Here is a 20,982-nt window from a genome sequence, read left to right on the forward strand (position 1 = left end):
ATTACTCCGCAACAAGTTCTTTGAAATGCTAGGCAAATCAGGGCTTCTGTGATTCACTTCGGGCATGGAAAACAGCCCCGATTTGCTTCCCGACGATGTTGCCGCCCTGCGAGCAGAGCTCATCGCGGCACGCGCCAAGGGCGCCCAGATCGAGGCTGAACTTGCCGTTGCCAAAGCCAAAGCGTCCGACGATCTTGCTGTCATTGCCCGGCAGAAGCTGCGCATCGAAAAACTCGAGCGGCAGCTTTACGGCCCGAAGGCAGAGCGTCGCGCCCGGCTGATCGATCAGATGGAGTTCCAACTGGCGGAGTTGGAGATGGCGGCGACCGAGGACGAACTCGCGGCCGAAATGGCGGTGGCGGCCACCGTCAATGTCGCCGGCTTTACCCGCAACCGGCCGGTGAAGAAGCCTTTGCCCGAGCATCTTCCGCACGAACGCGTCGTCGTGCCCGGTCCCGTGAGCTGCCAGTGCTGTGGTGGCGACCGACTGCGCAAGCTGGGCGAGGACATCACCGAGACCCTCGAGGTCGTTCCGCGCCAATGGAAGGTGATCCAGACGGTGCGCGAGAAGTTCACCTGCCGCGATTGCGAAAAGATCAGCCAGGCGCCGGCCCCTTTCTATGCCATCCCGCGTGGATGGGCCGGCCCCAATCTCCTGGCGATGATCCTGTTCGACAAGTTCGGCCAGCACCTGCCGCTCAACCGTCAGGTCGAGCGCTTCGAACGCGAAGGCGTTCCGCTCAGCCTGTCGACGGTGGCCGACAGCATCGGAGCTTGCTGTGCCGCACTCACTCCGCTCCTCAAACGGATCGAAGCCCATACGTTTGCGGCGGAGCGATTGCACGGTGACGACACGACGGTTCCGGTCCTGGCGGCAGGAAAGACCGATATTGCCCGAAGTTGGGTCTATGTCCGCGACGATCGCCCGTTCGGCGGCACGGCTGCACCATCGGCGATGTTCTACTATTCCCGTGACCGCGCGGGCGAGCACCCGCAGGCGCATCTCGCCGGCTATAGCAGCATTCTGCAGGCGGACGCCTATGGCGGATACACCAAGCTCTATCTTCCGGATCGACGGCCCGGCCCGATAACGGAAGCAGCCTGCTGGGTCCATGCGAGGCGGCCCTTCTACGCGATGGCCGACGTCGAGGCGAATGCGCGCCGACGAGCGCAGGGCAAGACGCCGGCTGTCATCTCGCCGATCGCCCTGGAGATGGTGCAGCGAATCGATGCCCTGTTCGACATCGAGCGCGACATCAACGGTCAGAGCGCGGAGTTCCGAAAGTCGGTTCGTCAGGAGCGCAGCAAACCCTTGGTCCTGGAGCTGGAAGCGTGGATGAAGGCTCAGCGTGCCAAGCTGTCGCGCGATCATGATCTCGCCAAGGCCTTCGATTACCTGCTGAACCGCTGGCCGGCCTTCACCCTCTTCCTCGATGACGGGCGTGTTTGCCTCTCGAACAATGCCGCCGAACGCGCCCTGCGCGGCATAGCTTTGGGCAGGAAATCGTGGTTATTCGCCGGATCGGACCGCGGTGGCCAGCGCGCCGCCGCCATGTACAGCTTGATTGTCTCGGCCAAGATGAACGGCGTCGATCCGCAAGCCTGGCTCGCCGACGTACTTCACCGCATCGCCGGTTATCCCGCGCATCGCATCGATGAGTTCTTGCCTTGGAATTGGAAGAGCGCGTCGCCAGCGGCGCACATGCACGCGGCCTGAAGATGCCGGCCATCCGGCCGCAACGCGGACCGCAAATCACGCCGAAAAATCCAAAAGCCTTCAGCCTGCGGCCTTCGCCGGATGCTTACGCCGCAAATTGCGTCGGCTGCCGAGAAATCTCAGTTTTGGAAATGGCTCGCAGATGATCCGCCAATCCCTGCAGCGCGATTGGCCGGATAGTACCATAGAGAGAGACTTGCCTTTCGTAGCGCCTATCCGGTGGACTTCGGACAACAAAAGAGGTTTTTGCTCGTATTTCCGGTGCGCTTAACAGAAGCGCTGCGATGGGAACATCCGCCAAGCTGTAACCAACGAAAACGATTGCTTGGGCAAAGCGGATGTCATCAATAAACTGGTCAAACCAGGGACGCGGCGCTGACAACTGTCTTACATAGCTACGCTGAGTTAAGACAAGTCTCTCATCTAGATCCTCGTTTGAGCATCGATGAATGTACCCGTGCAGATGAATTATCTGCCTACCGTTTCCTGGCTTTTTCACAGGGTCAGTAAATGTCAGAGGCTCCGGAGTGACCCCACAGCCAAGTAGGCCGAACTCCAAAACATCGTCATAGTTGGTCGTATATACGCGTCGCCAAGGATGTCGAATGATCTCAGAGCCTGATGATCTGGAATGAAATCATCCGCGACGTCTGCAAGGGGTAGCGTAATACCTTCATACCCCAGCGTTTGCCCCAACCGGGTCGCCAATCTCTCGCCTGTAAGAAACGTCTCGCCTGCCTTGTTCGTAGCCTCTGCAGAGAAACCTGAACCGACGAACAGTATTGTATTCCTTGGCAACAATTGTTCCCAGCCTGCGTCATCCATGCCAATGCCACCATCAGAAATTGAATCATGTGACCATAGATCAAAGAGGAGAATGAAACCAAACGGAATAACGAGCGGACAAACGTCCGATTCTTCGCACTGCGTTCTTTCTGCGGCTACTTATATTCTGCTGTAAGAAGATATGAGCCTCGCGCCTTTGTGCCGCACGCATTCACCGACAAAATCGGCCTCCACCCTTGCCGCCTCCCCCGTTCCCCGCTACAACCACCGCATGATCAACACCACGCTCATCGCTGCCACCTATTATGCGACGTCTCCATAGGGAGCGGCGCGTTTCGATCATGTCTTGAAACAAGCCGCCGTCAGGCGGCTTTGTTTTGTTCGGTGCTCCCTGGCGGCAATGCCATGGAGAGTACCGATGACCCATCCAGACAATCCCATAGATGCCTTTGAGCCGCGCTCGGCGATCGCCCGGACGCTGGTCGAGCGCGGTTACGTCAACCAAGTGACCGATCTTCAGGGCATTGACGGTGCCTTTGCGGCCGGGAGCGTGCCTGTCTATGCCGGTTTCGACGCGACGGCGGACAGTCTGCATGTCGGGCATCTCATGCCGATCATGGCGCTCAGGCGGATGCAGCGGGCTGGCCACAAGCCGGTCGTGCTGATCGGCGGCGGCACCACCCGCATCGGTGATCCCAGTTTTCGCTCGGCGGCACGACCGATGCTGTCGGAGGAGGAAATCGCTGCCAATGTCGCCGGCATCCGCAAAGTGTTCGAGCGGCTGCTGACCTTTGGCGACGGCCCGACCGATGCGGTCATGGTCAACAATGCCGACTGGCTGGACCGGATGGCCTGGATCGACATGCTCCGCGACGTCGGCAAACATTTCTCCGTCAACCGCATGCTCTCCTTCGACAGCGTGAAGTCGCGGCTGGAGCAGCAGGAGAACCTGAGCTTCCTCGAATTCAACTACATGATCCTGCAGGCGGTCGATTTCCTCGAATTGTTCCGCCGCATCGGCTGCCGGCTGCAGCTCGGCGGCGGCGACCAGTGGGGCAACATCGTCGGCGGCGTCGACCTGCTTCGGCGGATCGAGGGCGCGGAGGTCTTCGGCATGACGACGCCGCTTCTGACCACCGCCTCGGGCGTCAAGATGGGCAAGACGGCGGCCGGCGCCGTCTGGGTCAACGCCGATCGCCTGTCGCCCTACGACTACTGGCAGTTCTGGCGCAACGCCGAGGATGCCGATGTCGTGCGCTTCCTCAAACTCTTCACCGAGTTGCCGCTCGACGAGATCGAACGGCTCGGCCGCGCGGAGGGTGCGGCGCTGAACGCGGTGAAGGAGCGGCTTGCCAATGAGGCGACCACACTGGTGCATGGGGCGGATGCAGCCCGGCAAGCGCAGGAAACCGCCCGGCAGGCTTTTGGTGCAGGCGAAGCGGCCGAGGGACTGCCGACGGTTGAGCTCAACGAAGAGGAACGCGCCGAGGGCGTAGCGCTCACCGACCTGCTCGTCCGCGCCGCAATGGCGTCGTCGAAGAGCGAGGCGCGGCGAGCGATCGCTGGGCGTGGCGTTCGCCTCGATGGCGAAGTCGTGGAGGATGCCGAGACGATTGTGCGTGTCGCCTCGGGTCCGATACGTCTTTCGCTCGGCCGCAAGCGCCATGCCGCGGTGAAATAGCGCTCCGGGGCGACGACCCCGATCCCACCGCTGTGCCTGTCACAGGGATCCAGCCGCGTCGCGTCCGCGGCGCGAGGGGATGCCCGACATATTTTCGGGCGCGCCGTGGATCGACATCTCCCGCCGCGCCGACGCGCGGCGGCTGGATCTCTGTGACAAGCGCAGAGATGACGGTGGAGAGGGGGGCGGACGCTGAGATCATGGCCGCAGGGCGTGACCTCAAGCCCATCCGGCGGCGCGAAGCAGCTGCCACCTGCCCGACGGAGGTGTCACCGGACCGACGATCAGCCGGTGGCAATGGCCCTCGCCCCTGGCCGTACGTCGGCACCGGCTCGCAGCGTCACTACGCTCGCCGAAAGCGTGCCGGGACCAACCCAGGAATCCAGCCGCGCCGCTTCCGCGTCGCAAGGAGAACGCCGCCGAGCGTCCGGCTTGCGAGCCAAGCATCGTTCGCCGCGCCGACGCGCGGCTGCTGGATCTCTGTGACAAGCACAGAGATGAGGGTTGAGAGGGTCGCGGCCACCGAGGTCGGCGCTGCGGAGGGAGAGGCTTGGGGCGTGGACACAAGCGCGCGGTCATAAGCGCGGTCATTAGTGGCCATGAGGGCTCGGTCAAAGGTGCGCGCGTTTGCCGGCGCGCCATTGTTTCACCCGGTCGTCGCGTCGTCGCTCAGCCCGCAGCAACAGCCCTCGCCTTCTGTCGCACCCTGGCGTCATCGCCAAACTCCTCGCCCCACTGACACAGCGCCTCCGCCGCGACGTTCAGCGCAGCACCCCGCTCGGTCAGCGAATAGACCACCTTCGGCGGCGTTTCCTGATAGGTGGTGCGGGCAACGAGGCCGTCGGCCTCCAGTTCGCGCAGCTGCTGCGCCAGCATCTTCTCGCTGATTGAAGGGATCGCCTGGCGCAGCCGGCCGAAGCGGCGGGCGGCCTTGCCGAGCTCGCAGAGAATATCGACCTTCCACTTGCCCTCGATCGCCTTCAGCGCCGTTGCAAATCCGCAGTTTTCCGTTGCCGTCGTCACGCCATCCTCCCTTACGTCGCGGTAACCACTTACCATCCGGTGCGTATTGCGACCCGGGCCGTCCACCTTACGTCTCAGCCGCGACGACACCCGCGTCGCTTTGGAAACCAGGGCGGGATGTCGGCGCAACCGCCATCCCGCGCCATGGATATGGAGACTGGGAATGCAACCTGCAATCAGCGTTTTGGGAATGGGGCGCATGGGCGCGGCACTGGCGCATGCGCTCATCAAGGCCGGACACCCGACGACCGTGTGGAACCGCACGCCCGCAAGGGCGGCGCCGCTCGCCGCCGCCGGGGCCGAGGTGGCGGCAAGCGTGCGCAATGCCGTTGCCGCATCGCAGATCACCATCGTCAATGTCAGCGACTATCAGGCGACGCAAGGCCTTCTGCGCGACAAGGAGGTCGCCGGTGCCCTCGCGGGCAAGCTGATCATCGAACTCACGTCAGGCACGCCCGATGGCGCCCGCGAAGCGCACGGCTGGGCGCAACGACAGGGCGCCCGCTATCTCGACGGCGCGATCCTGGCGACCCCGGACTTCATCGGCACCGAAGCGGGCACGCTGCTCGTCTCCGGTCCATCAGGTGTTTTCGAGGAAGGCCGCGCGGTGCTCGCTGCGCTTGGCGGCAATGTCCAGTTCATCGGCGAGGATCCGGGGCTTGCCAATGCACTCGACAGCGCCGTGCTGGCGCTGATGTGGGGGGCGTTGTTCGGCACCTTGCAGGCGATTGCCGTTGCACGCGCCGAGGCGATCGATCTCGGCGTGGTCGCCAAACAATGGACGGCAACGGCACCGGTCATCGATGGTCTGGTCTCGGACCTCATCAGGCGCAGCGCCGACAAGCGCTATGCCGCCGACAGCGAAACGCTTTCCTCCGTCTCGCCGCATTACGGCGCCTTCCGCCATCTGGTCGAACTGATGGAAGCCCGCGGCATCGACCGGACGATCACCGACGGCTACGAGGCGATCTTCCGCCGTGCGATCGACGCCGGCCACCTGCACGACGACTTTGCGTCGATGTCACTGTTCATGAAGCGGCCGGCCTAGAGCGAAAGCGAAACGGCGCGGCGATCAGTGGCCGCGCCGTCTGCAGGCGGATGACATGCTTGTCGCGGCACGAGATTGCCGTTGCATCCCACCGCTCCTCATCCCTGCTTGTTGCTGGAATCCACTCGCGTCGCGGCGGCAGCAGGAGAAGACTGCTTGAGGAAGCCGGCGGCCGATGGACCACGTTCCTGCCGTGCTGACGCACGGCTGCTGGATGACGAACACAGAGATGAGTGGAGACGAGGCGTCGCGTCACTTGGAAGCTGCACCGCTGCCGTCTGCTGCCGGCTTCAGCACGCCGACCAAAGTCTTGCCGTCGGTGAAATAGGGGTCGCCGCCGCCGTTGCGGCCGGTCTTGGTGGCACCGATGCCGGGGATCTCATAGGTCTGCGCCACCTGCCCCGCCTTGTCGAGGTCGCCGATCACCAGATCGCGTTCGGCATCGAGATCGGGGCCGATGTGGTGGGTGATCTGGCCGGTGTCGTGACTCAGGCCCACGCCGCGGTCAAAACTCGCCGAACCCAGCCAGAGCGTGCCGCCGCCCTCCACCGGCGTCGCGGTCTGCCAGAAGCGCACATGGTTGCGCTGGTCGGCGCTGCTACCCACAGGCTTCTCGAAGGCCAGATCCTGCTTGCGCCCTTCATAGAACAGCGGGCTGACGGGCGCATCGAGGTCCGGGCGGTCGAGGACGACGCTGAGGCCGATGTCGACGGACGATCGCAGCGTGACCTTGTCCGCGGCATCCCAGCCGGCTGCGTTGAAGGCACGGATGATCTGCTCCTTGGAGCCGACCAGCCCGACATTGATCGGATCACCGGGTATGCCCTGTTCCGTGGATGTCACCATCGGATTGAGCGGAACCTTCCGGCGGTCATCGTGGAACAGCCATAGCTCCGGGACCAGGAAGTAACTGACCGCGAGATAGGCGGCGAGCACGATCGCCAGAAGGAGAAAAGCAACGCGCATGTGTGAGCGACCGCTCATGCCACTCTCCTTCGCTCCAGACCGAGACGGAGGTCCCGGCCACCCGGGACAGACGGAGACTATGCCACCGACAGACGCCGCTGCACAGCGGCGGCGCGCAGCCGGATGCCCGCGACCACGGGTCGGCAAGCAGGAAGCCGGTGATCAGGGGGCAGATCGCCGCGGATCAGGGCGTGGCCATGCCCTCGTCGCGGCGCGCCAACAAACGGGAAAGCGATCGAGGCGGGCCCTACTCCGCCGCGTGCGCGTTCACCTCCAGCGCCTCCAGTTCATAGCTGTAACCTTCCAGCATCTCATAGGCCTGCTCGATCGTCTTGATCTGCTCGTCGGCATTCTTGATCGCCTCGGCGATTGACCGCGAGCGGGCGCGCAGCATGGAGCCGAGCACATCGGTTTCCGGCCGGCGGCCGAGGCGGTCCAGGTGCTTGCGCACGCGGGCGCGGTGCCGCTCGAGCTCGAGAATGTGGAAGCGGCTCTTGACGATATCGTCGGAGAGCTTGCGCCGCATGGCAGCCACGGGATCGAAGGTTCCGGGCTCGCGCTCGTCGAGGATGAAGTCGTTGACCAGCGATTCCAGCATCATCAGCCCTTTCAGGTCGCGCGCGTCGGCAAGCTGCGGGTCGTAGCCGGTGTCGTCATAGACCTTGCGGCGCACGGGATCCTTCAGGAGCTCATAGGCCACCTGCAGGCGCGCAAACTGTTCGGGATCGCCGCCGGAATCCGGATGCGCCGATTTCGCCGCCTTGCGATAGGCGTTGCGGATCGCCTGATTGTCGGCGTCGCGTTCCAGTCCAAGCAATTCGTAAGGGTCGATCACGCTGTCCCTCTCCGTATGTCACTCCCGCCGTCCGGTTTACCCGGCCGGCGCATTCTCCGGGCGAAACCTCGCCCGGTCTTCCCGGCAACTCGTCCGGCCAAGGCAACCTCGTCGTCTGGGCGGAGCAAGCAATCGTCCGGCTCAAACCGAACTTCACCCACCTTACGACGATCGATCGCCCTGTGCAGGCGACGATCGTTCAGAACAGCTGCACTTCGTCCGATCCGGGCAGTCGTCTTCGACACCCGAAACAGCGCCGCATCGGCCCCTAGCTACGCCATCGCCAGCCAAGACGGAACCAACCTTCGGTAAAGCCTGCGCGCTATCCTGGTGATGCGCAAGCCTTATCCCCGGGGATGCGCAAGCCTTATCCCCGGGGATGCGCAAGCCTTATCCCCGGGGATGCGCCGGCGTATCCCGGGAATGCGCAAGCCCATCCCGGAGATCGGCACACCTCGCGCACGCGGCCAGGCGCAACGACAGCATCCGCTGAGATCGGCGACCGGCCCCTTCGGCGGCGCGCAAGTTCGGTCGTGGTCGGGACGAAATTGTGTCGAGAAACGGACCGTCCCCGATTTTTCTGCCTGAGGGGTGAATGGAGCAACCAGATCCGGCGGCCAAAGCCTTGCAAAGCCTGACGCTCCGTGCCTTGAGGCGGCACACAAGGCGCTTGCCTTTTTCTGCAAATCCTGTCACTTCTTGCGCCGTTCGGGCGATTTCTATCCCGGAGACTGGACTTTCCACTGCGCCCGGCCTCGTGCCGGGACCGCCGGCATCGGCACCGTAGACGTCTTTTCCCCGATATCGTGACCACTCGACGCCTTTCCGCTTGCAAGCGGAAGACGAGATGCCCACATCCCCTCGGGGGCGCGGGCAACGCAAATTGACTGAAGGAAAAGGACTTCTTCCATGGCCACCAAGGGCACCGTAAAATTCTTCAACCAGGACAAGGGCTTCGGCTTCATCACGCCGGATGGCGGCGCGAAGGACGTGTTCGTACACATCTCCGCCGTTCAGGCCGCTGGCCTCGCAACGCTCAAGGATGGCCAGCAGGTCACCTTCGACACCGAGCCGGATCGCATGGGCAAGGGCCCGAAGGCCGTCAACATCCAGGCTGCCTAAGCCGGATTGTCCAGTCGGACATTCATTTGGAAACGGCGCTCCGCAAGGGGCGCCGTTTTCGTTTGGGGAGATCGGACGCCCTCTGTCACCCTCATGCCTGCGCTTATCGCAGGCATCCAGCCGCCGTGCGTCGGTATGGCGAGAAATGCCCTTCCCTTTGCCGCGCTTTCGCTTCTACGATTGACAAAAAGCCTCCCCCGCGCCAGACGCGACGCTGCCGGGCGGAAATGTCAGCGAGGTGGCCCCGCCCGGTAGCAACGCTTTCTCAGAATGGGCCTACACCGTCGCCCCCTTGCGCGACGGCCCTCTATTCAGCCGCCTGCTTCGCCGCCGTCGCCTCGAACACCGCATCGAAGGCCGCGTGGATCACGTCCGGCCCCGCGCCCTGGCGGGTCGCATCGGACGACAGGATCTGGCGATAGCGCCGCGCGCCCGACCAGCCCTGAAACAGGCCGACCATGTGCCGCGTCACGTGGATCAGGCGACCGCCATTGGCGATATGCGCGGCGGCGTAGTCCGCCATCGCATCACGGACGTCCGCCCAGAAATCGAGATCGAGACGGTGGCCGCGCTCGGAGAATGCGCCGGCTTCCTGCGCCAACGGCGCCGCCGCCGTCAGCGGATGCGGGAAGTAACCATCGGCCGCCGTCAGCATCGCGCTATCGTGATAGGCCGCGCGGCCGAGCATGACGCCGTCCAGGTGCTGCAACTGCTCAAGCGCCTGACTCAATGTCTGAAGGCCGCCATTGATGCCGATGAAAAGGTTCGGATTTTCCTGTTTCAGCCGATGCACGAGGCCATAGTCGAGCGGCGGGATTTCGCGGTTCTCCCTCGGGCTCAGGCCTTGCAGCCAGGCCTTGCGCGCGTGCACCCAAACGGCATCCGTACCGGCGTCCACCACCTGCGACACCAGCGTCCTCAGCGCCACCTCCGGGTCCTGATCGTCGACGCCGATGCGGCACTTGACCGTGACCGGGATCTTGACTGCCACCTTCATCGCCGCAACGCACGCAGCCACCGTTTCCGGCTCCTGCATCAGGCAGGCGCCGAAGGTGCCGGACTGCACCCGGTCCGACGGGCAGCCGACATTCATGTTGATCTCGTCGTAGCCGAAGCCCTCGGCAATGGCAGCCGCCTCCGCCATCTTGCGGGGATCGTTACCGCCAAGCTGCAGCGCGACCGGATGCTCCGAAGCATCAAAACCCAGCAGCCGCTGCCGATCACCCCGCAGGATCGCCTCGGCGACGATCATCTCCGTATAGAGCAGCGCATGTTTCGACAGCCGCCGCGCGAAGAACCGGTAGTGCCTGTCCGTCCAGTCGATCATCGGCGCCACGGCGAAAACCGGTGCGTTGAAATAGTGACGGTTGCCCGGATTTCCGGGCTGTGCGCGGCCTTCTGCCATGCTCGATCAGCTCTCGTTATTCTGGTTTTGCGCGCCGGCACTACAATGTAGCACGCACGGCAGATTTGCAGCCCTGGCGCCCGCCCGGCGCCAAAGCCCCCACAGGGGACGGCGCCTTATACAGCGCAATGCAGAAGAATGCGAGACCGCGTCGAACGGCACGGACCAGTCCCCGATTTGCGCGGCCCTGCCGTCCGATGACAACCGCGTGACGGCCTCCTCTCCGATCGATATTGCAACCTCGCGACGCGCCGGATACAACCTGCGCGGCAACGACACATGGGGAACAACGAATGCTGAAATACCTTGCTCTCGGACTGGCCGCTCTTGCGCTCTCCGGCTGCCAGCCGCCGGCGCCGGAATCCGTTCTTGCATCGCAAAAGCCGCCGTCGCCGGCGGTGCGCAAGGAATATGTCGCGGCGATGCGGGCAATCGATGCCAAGGGCGCCCAGTTCAAGACGGCCGAAATTTCGAGTGTGGTCCTGCTCAATCCCGAAGCCAAGATCTATGCCTTTTGTGTTCGCTTCAGGGAAACCCGCATCCAGGAGGTACTGCAGGTCGGCGGCTATGCCTTGCGCGATGGGAAGATCGTCGACGCCAGCTCGTACGATGCCCGCTGCAGCGACAAGAGATTGCGCTGGTACGACTTCCCGGAGCTCCGCTCGATGCGGGGCTGACGGGCTCGCCAGCCAGGCGGCGGCATGGCGCCTTCTCCAACAGCGCTTCGCCTTCGATCCTTCACCGTCACAATGGTTTCCGTTTTGTTAATCAGAATCGCCGATTGTTCCGCTTTGACATGATCGTCGTCGGAGCGAAGACATGAGCTACGATTGGAGCGGCGCGCGGCGCCGACGGACAATAGCGACCGTCATAGGTGCAGCATTCCTGGTGGCAGCGCTGGCCGCTACGGTTGCCGCGGCGGTTGCCGGCAGCATCTTCTGAAATACACCTTTGGATGAAGCAGGCGGCGAAAGCCGCCTGTTTGTATTTGCAGGACCGGACCGAACCGCTTGCCGACTCCGGCCAGCTTGCCTTCTCCGTCGGGAAGTGATCGCCTCTCGCCGCAACCAGCAAGCGAGGAATCACGCGATGTCGAAATCCCCCGACGAAATGAGTGCAGAAGAGCTTCGCCTCCATGGCGACGCGGCCCAGCTCGGACAACTCTCGATCCTGAATGCGACGGTCGCGGCTCTCGTCATGCAGGCCGAAGACAAGCAGGCGATTGTCGATTCCATCGCGAATTGCCTCGCCGACCTCAAGGCCGCCTGGCAGAACGTGGGCGACGCAGGCTCCTTCGGCGAGGCGGCGATGGCCGGTGCGCGCTCGTCCGCCGATCTCTTTCTCTACTACGCAGGCCCGCCTACGCGCCACGACGCGTGACGCATCACCGCGTCCCGGACTTGACAGAAGCGACCGAAGGCGATTACAGCGCCGCGCGTCTATCGAGACTCTCAAGGTCACTATCCAACACTGCTGGTTTTGCCCTCTGGTCGAATTCGAACTAAGGATTTGCAGCGCAAGGCAGCGGCGCTGTATCGATACAGTAGGCAAGAAAAAGGACGGACGGCATGAAACGCGCGATCGCGGCACTGCTCACGCTTCTATTGGCCGGATGCCAGTCGATGGAACTGGAGGCGCCTGAAGTCGCAAGGCCGAGGCCTGTCGCCCCCTCCGTGCCGACACTTTCGGGCGACGCGCTCCAGGCCTTCCTGGTCGGCAAGACGCTGCGCTACAACCTCAACGGCGTCAACTCCACCTTTTATGCCGACGGCCGCTATGGCTATCGCGACTACGAAGTGCGCGACGGTGGCAGCTACACGATCACCGGCGACGAGGTCTGCATCACCTTCGAAGATGGCGGGCGTCGCTGCGACCAGTATGCGCAGATCGGCTCCGACTACTACCGGATCGAGGAAGGCGGTCGCCGCACCAAGGTGGATCGCGTCGTGCCCGCGGCCTGATACGCCGATCTCCGATCAACCGCTGGGCGATTGGAACCCCTCATTCCCAAGGGGTCCAATTCGCGTGCGTTCTGCCATAGTGCCGGGCGGGGAAATGGGTGCTGCGGGAGGAACAGGTGGCCCCTTTGCGAGCGACACAATGCCTTGCCCTCTCGAAGGGTGATATGGAGCGGCTGCAGCGTGTCTTTGACGAGCTTTGCCTGGAACAGGGCTGGGCCCGCGACGGCGAGCGGGCGCGGCGCCATGCCCGGATGCTGATCGACGATTACCTCGCCGGCAATACCAACGAGATGCGCTTGCTTCTTGCCGGCCGCGCCTTTGCCGAGCGACTGCGCCACGACGTCTCCCTTTAGCATCGTGCCATCCATGTCGGCTATGGCCGCCCACCGCCAGCGCTTGCAGCGTGTCCATCGAACACGGAAAAGCTGCTTACAATTCCGTGCTCCTGCGCTACATTAGCAAGCTCGACTGTCGATACCACTTGAGAGGAGCCAAGGGGCCGACAGCCGCAGTGCCGACATTCATTGAGATGATCTCGAGGAGGAGACGCATGCAACTAGTCTGGAAACAGCCGATCGAGCTCGACTTTGTTGGCGGTAATTGCCGCACCGTTAAAGGCCCCTCAGACGCGCTCGCCTGCCTTGCCGACCATTGGCCCCGCCGCGGGCCGTTCTACGTTGCCGCCCGCAGTGCCTGCCGCGCCGCCATCGACGGTCGCCGCACGGCCGAGGAAGCGCGAACGCTGTTCATCTCGGCCGCCGAGGAGGCCGAACTGGGCACTCACTGAGGCGCAACTGCGCCGGACCGATTCCGCTGCGCGAAGCAGCGAACGCTCGCCGATGGCGGGCGCGAGACAATGTTTTAGTTGAAGCAGCAGATTCCGACGCTCGTCGATCGATGGCTCAGATACTGGGCATTTGCCCGAAGATTGCATCAATTCGACGCAATATCACCTAATAGCGCATGATTTTTCCAGAAACGGCCCGATTTCTGTCGTGAAGCCTTCACTTCTTTCGCCTATATCATGAGGTGCCTCACAAAAACCAATTTCGGAGCGCTTTAGTCCCCGCAAGGGAATTCAAATAAAAACGATATACGGGAGAGAACTTATGAGCGAGAGCAATCTCTATCGCATCGTTGAAGTCACCGTGAAGCGTGAAGGTGGCCGCCGTGACGTCGGCATCATGACCGTGCGCCAGGCCCTTGAGCTTCCCCAGGTTCCCAGTCTCGAATACAGCCATCCGGAGCTCAATTCGCGCTCTGACGGCCGGTTCCTGACGCGAGATCAGCTTCAGGCCTACGCACACTGCGCCTGAGTTCGTCGCTCACGACACCCTTTCGGGTGTCGTGACCCCGCGCGCCCGTCCGGGCGCGCTTCAGCCGCCCCCTCCTCAATCCCTCGTCATATTTTTCCACGGATCGATTCCGATTCGCGGTTTTATGCAGTAACGTCCGGATTCTTCCCAACCTCGCTCGAAGCCGAACTCGGTCGACGGCGAGCGCCCATCAAATGCGCAGCGCTCTTTCGGTCCCTTGAGACCGATGGACGCCCAAGACCGGACGATCATGGAAACCATCATCCCTCCTCCGCTTCCCGTGCTGCTGCCGATCTCCGGCAGTCTGGTCGGTTTTCCGGTTCGCCGGGTCTATTGCGTCGGCCGCAACTATGCCGCCCACGCCATCGAGATGGGTCACGACCCGGATCGCGAGCCGCCGTTCTTCTTCCAGAAGAATCCGGACAACCTGCTTGCAGCCGGTAGCGCATTCCCATACCCGCCGCTGACTTCCGACGTTCATCACGAGGTCGAGCTCGTGGTGGCGCTGAGGCGTGGCGGCAGCAATATCGCCGTCGAGGATGCGCTGGATTGCGTCTACGGCTATGCCGTCGGCATCGACTTCACCCGCCGCGACCTGCAGGCCGAGGCCAAGAAGGCCGGAAAGCCCTGGGCGGCGGCGAAGGCCTTCGAACATTCCGCTCCGGTTTCGGCAATCGCGCCGGCCGAAGCAATCGGCCATCCGGTCAATGGCAACATCTGGCTGAAGGTGAATGGCGAAATGCGCCAGCAAGGCGATCTCGACCAGATGATCTGGAAGGTGCCGGAGATCATCGCTGAGCTTTCCAGGCTCTTCACGCTCGCCCCCGGCGACGTCATCATGACCGGCACGCCATCGGGCGTTGGCGCCGTGGTGCGCGGCGACGAGGTAACCTGCGGCGTCGACGGCGTCGCAGCCCTTGCCGTTAGCGTCCTTTAGGAAAATCGTGCCAGGAACGGCGTGACGCGCTCTTCCTGGCATTGCATCATTTCAGACGACACGAAGGATAACTGCCGATGCCACTTTATGCCCTTGGACCGCTTCGCCCACAGACGCCGACAAACGGCAGCTACTGGGTGGCGCCTGACGCGAACATCATCGGTCAGGTGGAGATCGGCGACGAGGTCGGTATCTGGTTTGGCGTGACGCTGCGCGGCGACAACGAGCCGATCCGGCTCGGCGCCCGCACCAATATCCAGGAAAACGTCGTCATCCATGTCGATCCCGGTTTCCCGGTGACGATCGGCGAAGGCTGCACCATCGGACACGGCGCCATCATCCACGGCTGCACGATCGGCGAAAATTCGCTGATCGGTATGGGCGCGACCGTGCTAAATGGCGCGAAGATCGGCCGCAATTGTCTGGTCGGCGCCAATGCGCTGGTCACCGAAGGCAAGGAGTTTCCGGACAATTCGCTGATCGTCGGCGCGCCGGCCAAGGCGATCCGCACGCTGGACGAGGCGGCTGTGGAGGGCTTGAAGCGCTCGGCAGCGCATTATGTCAAGAACTGGCGGCGCTACGCCTCCGACCTGACCCGGCTGGACTGAACCAAGGCGGGACAGCAGTTTCGCCGGATTTGGCGGAACCGCCGTTACGCGCAGCTCTGGCAGTGCCCGCGGATCTCGATCGTGGTCTTCTCTGTCTTGAAATTCTGCGCCCGTGTCAGCGTCGAAAGCCGCTGCTCGATCGCCTCGTCATGAAACTCCGTTACCTGGCCGCAGCCTTCGCAGATGGTGAAGGCGGTGACACCATGGTCGTGCTCATGATCATGCGGGCAGCTACAGGCAACGAAGGCGTTAAGGCTCTCCAGCCGGTGCACCAGGCCATATTCGAGCAGCTTGTCGAGCGCCCGGTAGACCTGCAGCGGCGCGCGAAAGCCATGATCGCGCAGCCTGTCGAGAATGGTGTAGGCGCTCATCGGCCCTTCGGAGTGGCTGAGCGCATCCATCACCAACGTCTGGTTCTTGGTCAGTTGCGGCGTAGCCATCAGTGGTGCCCTCCAGGCGTGGAATGATGCGCAGTCTCGATTGGACGGCGGCCGATCGGTAGCAGACTCAGAACGAAAAGCCCAACGGCCGCAACGACGATAGACGGTCCCGACGGCGTATCCCAGTGCAGCGAGCCGAAAAGTCCGCCGGTAACCGCAAGCGCGCCGATCACGGACGCGAGAACAGCCATCACTTCAGGCGAAGTTGAGAATCGCCGCGCCGTTGCCGCCGGGATGATGAGCAGCGACGTGATGAGCAGGATGCCGACGATCTTCATGGCGATCGCAATCACCAGCGCCATCAAAAGCATGAAGAAGAGCCGCGTGCGCTCGGGCTGCAGCCCCTCGGCCTCCGCCAGTTCCGGATTGACGGTAGAGGCCAGCAGTGGCCGCCAGAGATAGACGATGGCGAAGATGACGAGAATGCCGCCACCCCAGATGATGTCGATGTCGGATTCGGAGACCGCGAGGATGTCGCCGAAGAGGAAGCCGACGAGGTCGATACGCACCCAGGTCATGAAGGCAACGATGACGAGGCCGAAGGACAGCGCCGAATGCGAGAGGATACCGAGCAGTGCGTCGGTCGACAGCGCGCCGCGCCGCTGCAGGAAGAGCAGCAGCACCGAGACGACGGCAGCAACGATGAAGACGCTGAGCATCAGGTTGAGTTCGAGCAGCAGCGACAGTGCCACACCGAGCAGCGCCGAATGCGCCATGGTGTCGCCGAAATAGGCCATGCGCCGCCAGATGACGAAGCAGCCGAGCGGTCCGGCCATGACGGCAATGCCGATGCCGGCGATCAGCGCGCGCACGAAGAAATCGTCAAGCATCGCGCTTCTCCTTCACGTCATAGCCATGCAGGCGCGTGTGGTGGCCGCAGCCGCAATCCTCGCCGTGGTCGTGCACGTTTTCTTCGTCGTCATGATGGTGGCCATCGCCGGGGTAGCAATGCTCGGTGATCGAGCCGTCGGCATGCAGCACCCGGCCGTCAGGCAGATGGGTGTGGTCGTGGTGGTGGCTGTAGACGGCAAGCGTATTGGCCGCGCGCCTGCCGAAGAGCTTCTGATATTCCGGGCTCTGGCTGACGGCCTGCGGCGTGCCGCGGCAGCAGACATGGCCGTTGAGACAAACGACCGTGTCGGTCTCGGCCATGACGATGTGCAGGTCGTGCGAGATCAGCAGGATGCCGCAGCCGGTGCGGTTGCGGATCTGCTTGATCAGTTCGTAGAGCGCGATCTCGCCACTGAAATCGACCCCCTGCACCGGCTCGTCGAGCACCAGCAAGTCAGGCTTGCGGGCAATGGCACGCGCTAGCAGCGCCCGCTGGAACTCGCCGCCCGAAAGATGCTGGACTTCGGCTTTGGCAAGATGCAGCACACCGGTCGCCGACAGCGCCTCTTCGATCTCTCTGCCCTTGAGCGGGCCCGTCAGCGTCATCAGCCGCTCGACCGTCAAGGGCAACGTCCAGTCAACTGCAAGCTTCTGCGGCACATAGCCGACCTTCAGGCCCGGCTTGCGCTCGACATAGCCTTCGTCGGGTTTAAGCACGCCGATCGCGGTCTTCGCCGTCGTCGATTTGCCCGAGCCGTTCGGGCCGATCAACGTGACGATCTCGCCCGGGCTGATCGAGAATTCGACGCCACGCACGAGCCAGCGACCGTTGCGGCGCACGCCGGCATTGCTGAGATTGACCAGCGGCAGCGTGTCTGGGGAACGGAAATTCAGCATGAAAAAAATCCGGATTGGATGGTTGCCACTGGCTATCGCACACGTTATAGCATAACGCAATTGATGTAATAACATAACACATCAACTTCAAGACCGGCAACGGCCCGTTGGATTGTTGCGTTGCATGCCCGAAAGCGTGCCTGGCCCACACGGCCACGTGCGCCAAACAAGCCCGGAGAACCCGATGAAATCGACTTCCGCCCTGCTTCTTGCCTCCACCGTGTTGCTCGCCTCGCCTGCCCTCGCGGCCAGTCCCAATGTGGTGGTTTCGATCAAGCCGATCCACTCGCTCGTCGCCTCGATCATGCAGGGCGTTGGCGAACCGTCGCTGATCGTCGAGGGTGCCGCATCTCCGCACACTTACAACATGAAGCCCTCCAACGCTTCGGCCCTGCAGGCGGCAAACGTGGTCTTCTGGGTCGGTCCCGGCCTCGAAGCCTTCCTCGACAAGCCGCTCGATGCGCTCTCCGGTGGCGCCAAGGTGGTTGAGCTTAGTGAAGCACCGGGCATCGAGAAGCTGAAGTTCCGCGAAGGCGGTGCGTTTGAGGCGCATGATGACGGCGACGAGGGCGACGGCGAAGAAGGGCACAAGCACGAAGAGGGCGAAGCCGAGCACGACCACGCCGCAGCGCCGGAAGCGGCCCCCGGGCACGATCATGGCCATGATCACCACGACCACGGCCACGGCGATACCGACCTGCATATGTGGCTCGACCCCTTGAATGCCAAGGCGATGGCCGCCGAGATCGAAAAGACGCTTGTTGAGGCCGACCCGGACAATGCCGGTGCCTACAAGGCCAATCTCGAGGCGCTCAACAAGCGGCTGGACGACCTTGATGCCAAGCTGAAGGAGACCGTGGCGCCGGTGAAGGACAAGCCCTTCGTCGTCTTCCACGATGCCTACCAGTACTTCGAGCACCGCTACAATGTCCGCGTCGCCGGCTCGATCACCGTCAGCCCCGAGGTGCTGCCGGGTGCGGAACGACTGTCCGAGATCCACGCCAAGATCAAGGAGCTGGGCGCCACCTGCGTCTTTGCCGAGCCGCAGTTCGAGCCGAAGCTGATCAACGTGGTGATCGAGGGAACGCCAGCGAAATCCGGCACGCTCGACCCGGAAGCCGGCACGCTCGATGCCGGCCCGGACCTCTATTTCCAGCTGATGGAAGGCATCAGTACGTCGCTCAAGACCTGCCTTTCCTCGGCAAGCTGATCCGTCCTCCCAAGACGTTTCGGGCAGGCGCCATTTCACGCGAATGTGGGGAGCGCATGCCCCTGTCCGTCATGCTCTGGCTTGACCCGAGCAACCAGCCAACGGGCGATAGCGCAAACCGGCCATGGTTTGGCACCTGATTTCTGGGATCTCGGGTCAAGCCCGAGGATGACGGGAGGAGAGGTCAGCCACAGACGACAGAATGGTTGTGACAACGATCCGGCTGCTTGGCCAACCGGGGTCCGGCCGGAAGATTGAACACCAAACTCCCACTTTCCCACCAGGCGGGCGATCGCGCTCGCCTTTTTTACTCGCTTTAATTGTAACGGTATAACATTATAGGACCAATCGATGGAAAAGCTTCCCGTTACCGTGCTCTCCGGCTTTCTCGGCGCCGGCAAGACCACCCTGCTCAACCACGTGCTTTCCAATCGTGATGGCCTGCGCGTCGCCGTGATCGTCAACGACATGAGCGAGGTCAACATCGACGCGGCCCTGGTGCGCGATGGCGGCGGCGGTCTCTCGCGCACGGAAGAGCAACTGGTGGAAATGACCAATGGCTGCATCTGTTGCACGCTGCGCGACGATCTGTTGAAGGAGGTCCGCAATCTCGCCGAACAGAACCGCTTCGACTATCTGCTGATCGAATCGAGCGGCATTTCCGAACCCCTGCCCGTCGCCACCACCTTCGATTTTCGCGATGAGGACGGTGAGAGCCTTGCCGATGTCGCCCGCCTCGACACGATGGTCACCGTCGTCGATGCGGTGAACCTGATCGCGGACTACTCCTCGCTCGACTTCCTTGCCGACCGCGGCGAGACGGCGGGAGAAGGCGACACGCGCACGCTGGTCGACCTTTTGGTCGAGCAGATAGAGTTTGCCGACGTCGTCGTCCTCAACAAGATCGGCACTGCCACGCCCGAGCAGGTGGATGCCGCCCGCAAGATCATCGTCGGTCTCAATCCCGATGCGCAACTGATTGAAACCGACTTCGGCAAGGTGGCACTTCGGGACGTGCTCGGAACCGGCCGCTTCGATCTCGTCAAGGCGGAGCAGCATCCGCTCTGGTACAAGGAACTGCACGGCTTCAAGGACCACATTCCGGAGACGGAGGAATACGGCATCCGCTCCTTCGTCTACCGCGCCCGCCGGCCCTTCGATCCCATGCGTTTCCAGGCCTTCCTCAACCAATCCTGGCCGGGCGTGCTTCGGGCCAAGGGGTTCTTCTGGCTTGCGACCCGCCCGCATTATGTCGGCGAGATCAGCCAGGCAGGCCCGCTCGTGCGCACCGGCAAGATGGGCTTCTGGTGGTCGGCTGTGCCACAGGAGCAATGGCCGCGCGAGCCCGGCTTTCTGGCCGCGGTCGACCGCTACATCGATCCGGTCTGGGGCGACCGGCGCCAGGAGATCGTCTTCATCGGCGCCGATCCGATGGATGAAGCAGCGCTTCGCGCCGAACTCGACGCCTGCCTCATTGCTGACGACACCTTCCGTCCGGAACGCTGGCGCGATTTGGCCGACCCCTTCGCCAACTGGTCGCCGCGGGCTGCCTGATGGCCGAAGCCGCGCGCGCCCCGCGCCGACCGCGCTTCATCTGCATGGCGCTCAATGCCGCCGGTCGGCCCGTGCCGATGTTCGATCCGTTTCTTGGCGACACGCCTTGGGAAGAGGAAGCGCCGGAGGTACCGGGCGAGGTCGAGCGGTTGCTGTTTGGCGAACAAGCCGGCGTCATTGCCGACCATTGAAAAGGCGAAGGGGCGGTGTGAGAACGCCCCCCTTCGCCCAGCGATCCGTCACGCGGATCAGTGCGCCGTCGCCAGCCCGACGATCACGCCGGTGGCGAGGCTGATCAGCAGGAAGTCGTTGTCGACCCGGACCCACTGCTGGCCGCGCGGTGGCGGACGCAGCTTGTAATAGCGATAGTCGCGCACCTGGGCCATGTGTCGCCGCTCGGCCGGCGTCAGGCGATGGCCGCGCGCCCATCTTTCCTTTTTCTTGACGATCACGCGCTTTTCGATCGTGACGTGCTTGTCGACGTGGCGATCCATCTGGCGATCGACGGGGCGGCGGGAGCGGTCATAATTCTGCGCCACCTCGAAGGATCCTGCCGGCTGGGCAAGTGCTGCGACCGGCGTAATCAGAACGGAGCTGGCGACGAGCGCGATCAGGAGACGTTTCATTCGGGTGTCCTTTCGTTGT

25 protein-coding genes are annotated in these 20,982 nt (G+C 63.1%); 16 read left to right on the forward strand and 9 right to left on the reverse strand.

Annotation, left to right across the window (positions count from 1 at the left end):
• The first annotated feature begins 64 nt into the window (after positions 1 to 64).
• Entirely contained in the window at positions 65 to 1,717 is a 1,653-nt protein-coding gene (gene tnpC, locus PWG15_RS08860) for an IS66 family transposase (RefSeq protein ID WP_275022363.1), read from the forward strand.
• A gap of 85 nt (positions 1,718 to 1,802) precedes the next feature.
• On the opposite strand, the gene PWG15_RS36540 is transcribed toward tnpC, so the two are convergent.
• A complete protein-coding gene (locus PWG15_RS36540; RefSeq protein WP_425536743.1) occupies positions 1,803 to 2,276 on the reverse strand; it encodes an SIR2 family protein in 474 nt (157 codons plus the stop codon).
• A gap of 645 nt (positions 2,277 to 2,921) precedes the next feature.
• Here PWG15_RS36540 and tyrS point away from each other — a divergent pair.
• Positions 2,922 to 4,184, forward strand: a complete 1,263-nt coding sequence (gene tyrS / locus PWG15_RS08865) for a tyrosine--tRNA ligase (protein ID WP_275024036.1) — start codon at positions 2,922 to 2,924, stop codon at positions 4,182 to 4,184.
• Between the two features lie 669 nt (positions 4,185 to 4,853).
• Here the strand turns inward: tyrS and PWG15_RS08870 are convergent.
• The gene (locus tag PWG15_RS08870; protein ID WP_275024037.1) at positions 4,854 to 5,207 is read right to left on the reverse strand and encodes a winged helix-turn-helix transcriptional regulator; all 354 of its coding nucleotides are present in this window, start codon (positions 5,205 to 5,207) and stop codon (positions 4,854 to 4,856) included.
• Between the two features lie 163 nt (positions 5,208 to 5,370).
• Between PWG15_RS08870 and PWG15_RS08875 the strand changes: the two genes are divergently transcribed.
• The gene (locus PWG15_RS08875) at positions 5,371 to 6,255 is read left to right on the forward strand and encodes an NAD(P)-dependent oxidoreductase (protein WP_275024038.1); all 885 of its coding nucleotides are present in this window, start codon (positions 5,371 to 5,373) and stop codon (positions 6,253 to 6,255) included.
• Positions 6,256 to 6,507: 252 nt separating this feature from the next.
• On the opposite strand, the gene PWG15_RS08880 is transcribed toward PWG15_RS08875, so the two are convergent.
• On the reverse strand, positions 6,508 to 7,239 hold the full coding sequence (locus tag PWG15_RS08880; RefSeq protein ID WP_275024039.1) for an LssY C-terminal domain-containing protein: 732 nt from the start codon (positions 7,237 to 7,239) through the stop codon (positions 6,508 to 6,510).
• 229 nt (positions 7,240 to 7,468) lie between these two features.
• Entirely contained in the window at positions 7,469 to 8,056 is a 588-nt protein-coding gene (locus PWG15_RS08885; RefSeq protein ID WP_275024040.1) for a J domain-containing protein, read from the reverse strand.
• Positions 8,057 to 8,965: 909 nt separating this feature from the next.
• On the opposite strand from PWG15_RS08885, the gene PWG15_RS08890 reads away from it, so the two are divergent.
• Positions 8,966 to 9,178: a cold-shock protein gene (locus PWG15_RS08890; RefSeq protein WP_065774817.1), complete on the forward strand. Its 213-nt coding sequence runs from the start codon at positions 8,966 to 8,968 to the stop codon at positions 9,176 to 9,178.
• Positions 9,179 to 9,485: 307 nt separating this feature from the next.
• Here PWG15_RS08890 and dusA read toward each other — a convergent pair whose 3' ends face one another.
• Entirely contained in the window at positions 9,486 to 10,583 is a 1,098-nt protein-coding gene (gene dusA / locus PWG15_RS08895; protein WP_275024041.1) for a tRNA dihydrouridine(20/20a) synthase DusA, read from the reverse strand.
• A 293-nt stretch (positions 10,584 to 10,876) separates the two neighbouring features.
• Here dusA and PWG15_RS08900 point away from each other — a divergent pair, with 293 nt between their 5' ends.
• From PWG15_RS08900 to PWG15_RS08940, 9 genes are all read left to right on the forward strand, one after another.
• Positions 10,877 to 11,260, forward strand: a complete 384-nt coding sequence (locus tag PWG15_RS08900) for a hypothetical protein (RefSeq protein ID WP_275024042.1) — start codon at positions 10,877 to 10,879, stop codon at positions 11,258 to 11,260.
• A gap of 142 nt (positions 11,261 to 11,402) precedes the next feature.
• Positions 11,403 to 11,525, forward strand: a complete 123-nt coding sequence (locus PWG15_RS08905; RefSeq protein WP_275024043.1) for a hypothetical protein — start codon at positions 11,403 to 11,405, stop codon at positions 11,523 to 11,525.
• 147 nt (positions 11,526 to 11,672) lie between these two features.
• Entirely contained in the window at positions 11,673 to 11,963 is a 291-nt protein-coding gene (locus PWG15_RS08910; protein WP_275024045.1) for a hypothetical protein, read from the forward strand.
• Between the two features lie 188 nt (positions 11,964 to 12,151).
• A complete protein-coding gene (locus PWG15_RS08915; protein ID WP_275024046.1) occupies positions 12,152 to 12,544 on the forward strand; it encodes a hypothetical protein in 393 nt (130 codons plus the stop codon).
• Positions 12,545 to 12,660: 116 nt separating this feature from the next.
• Positions 12,661 to 12,897, forward strand: a complete 237-nt coding sequence (locus PWG15_RS08920) for a hypothetical protein (RefSeq protein ID WP_275024047.1) — start codon at positions 12,661 to 12,663, stop codon at positions 12,895 to 12,897.
• Between the two features lie 197 nt (positions 12,898 to 13,094).
• Complete coding sequence (locus PWG15_RS08925) at positions 13,095 to 13,331, forward strand: DUF982 domain-containing protein (RefSeq protein WP_275024049.1); 237 nt, start codon at positions 13,095 to 13,097, stop codon at positions 13,329 to 13,331.
• Positions 13,332 to 13,653: 322 nt separating this feature from the next.
• A complete protein-coding gene (locus PWG15_RS08930; RefSeq protein ID WP_275024050.1) occupies positions 13,654 to 13,860 on the forward strand; it encodes a hypothetical protein in 207 nt (68 codons plus the stop codon).
• A 250-nt stretch (positions 13,861 to 14,110) separates the two neighbouring features.
• Positions 14,111 to 14,797 (forward strand): fumarylacetoacetate hydrolase family protein, encoded by a 687-nt coding sequence (locus PWG15_RS08935; protein ID WP_275024051.1) that lies wholly within the window; start codon positions 14,111 to 14,113, stop codon positions 14,795 to 14,797.
• Between the two features lie 77 nt (positions 14,798 to 14,874).
• Positions 14,875 to 15,405: a gamma carbonic anhydrase family protein gene (locus tag PWG15_RS08940; protein ID WP_275024052.1), complete on the forward strand. Its 531-nt coding sequence runs from the start codon at positions 14,875 to 14,877 to the stop codon at positions 15,403 to 15,405.
• Between the two features lie 44 nt (positions 15,406 to 15,449).
• Here PWG15_RS08940 and PWG15_RS08945 read toward each other — a convergent pair whose 3' ends face one another.
• From PWG15_RS08945 to PWG15_RS08955, 3 genes are read right to left on the reverse strand one after another with little or no spacing between them, the layout of a single operon-like run.
• Complete coding sequence (locus tag PWG15_RS08945; protein ID WP_275024053.1) at positions 15,450 to 15,845, reverse strand: Fur family transcriptional regulator; 396 nt, start codon at positions 15,843 to 15,845, stop codon at positions 15,450 to 15,452.
• Positions 15,845 to 16,675: a zinc ABC transporter permease subunit ZnuB gene (znuB, locus tag PWG15_RS08950; protein WP_275024054.1), complete on the reverse strand. Its 831-nt coding sequence runs from the start codon at positions 16,673 to 16,675 to the stop codon at positions 15,845 to 15,847. Before znuB ends, PWG15_RS08945 begins: the two co-directional genes overlap by 1 nt.
• Positions 16,668 to 17,573, reverse strand: a complete 906-nt coding sequence (locus PWG15_RS08955) for an ATP-binding cassette domain-containing protein (RefSeq protein ID WP_275024055.1) — start codon at positions 17,571 to 17,573, stop codon at positions 16,668 to 16,670. Before PWG15_RS08955 ends, znuB begins: the two co-directional genes overlap by 8 nt.
• Positions 17,574 to 17,757: 184 nt before the next feature.
• Between PWG15_RS08955 and znuA the strand changes: the two genes are divergently transcribed.
• From znuA to PWG15_RS08970, 3 genes are all read left to right on the forward strand, one after another.
• The gene (znuA, locus tag PWG15_RS08960; protein ID WP_275024056.1) at positions 17,758 to 18,783 is read left to right on the forward strand and encodes a zinc ABC transporter substrate-binding protein ZnuA; all 1,026 of its coding nucleotides are present in this window, start codon (positions 17,758 to 17,760) and stop codon (positions 18,781 to 18,783) included.
• Between the two features lie 351 nt (positions 18,784 to 19,134).
• Entirely contained in the window at positions 19,135 to 20,337 is a 1,203-nt protein-coding gene (gene zigA, locus PWG15_RS08965) for a zinc metallochaperone GTPase ZigA (protein WP_275024057.1), read from the forward strand.
• Positions 20,337 to 20,528, forward strand: a complete 192-nt coding sequence (locus PWG15_RS08970; protein ID WP_275024058.1) for a hypothetical protein — start codon at positions 20,337 to 20,339, stop codon at positions 20,526 to 20,528. The genes zigA and PWG15_RS08970 overlap by 1 nt, the downstream gene beginning before the upstream one ends.
• Positions 20,529 to 20,585: 57 nt before the next feature.
• Here PWG15_RS08970 and PWG15_RS08975 read toward each other — a convergent pair whose 3' ends face one another.
• Positions 20,586 to 20,963 (reverse strand): RcnB family protein, encoded by a 378-nt coding sequence (locus PWG15_RS08975; RefSeq protein ID WP_275024060.1) that lies wholly within the window; start codon positions 20,961 to 20,963, stop codon positions 20,586 to 20,588.
• Positions 20,964 to 20,982: the final 19 nt, after the last annotated feature.

It is taken from the genome of Ensifer adhaerens, assembly GCF_028993555.1.
In the GTDB taxonomy this organism is placed as follows: Bacteria; Pseudomonadota; Alphaproteobacteria; order Rhizobiales; family Rhizobiaceae; genus Ensifer; species Ensifer adhaerens_I.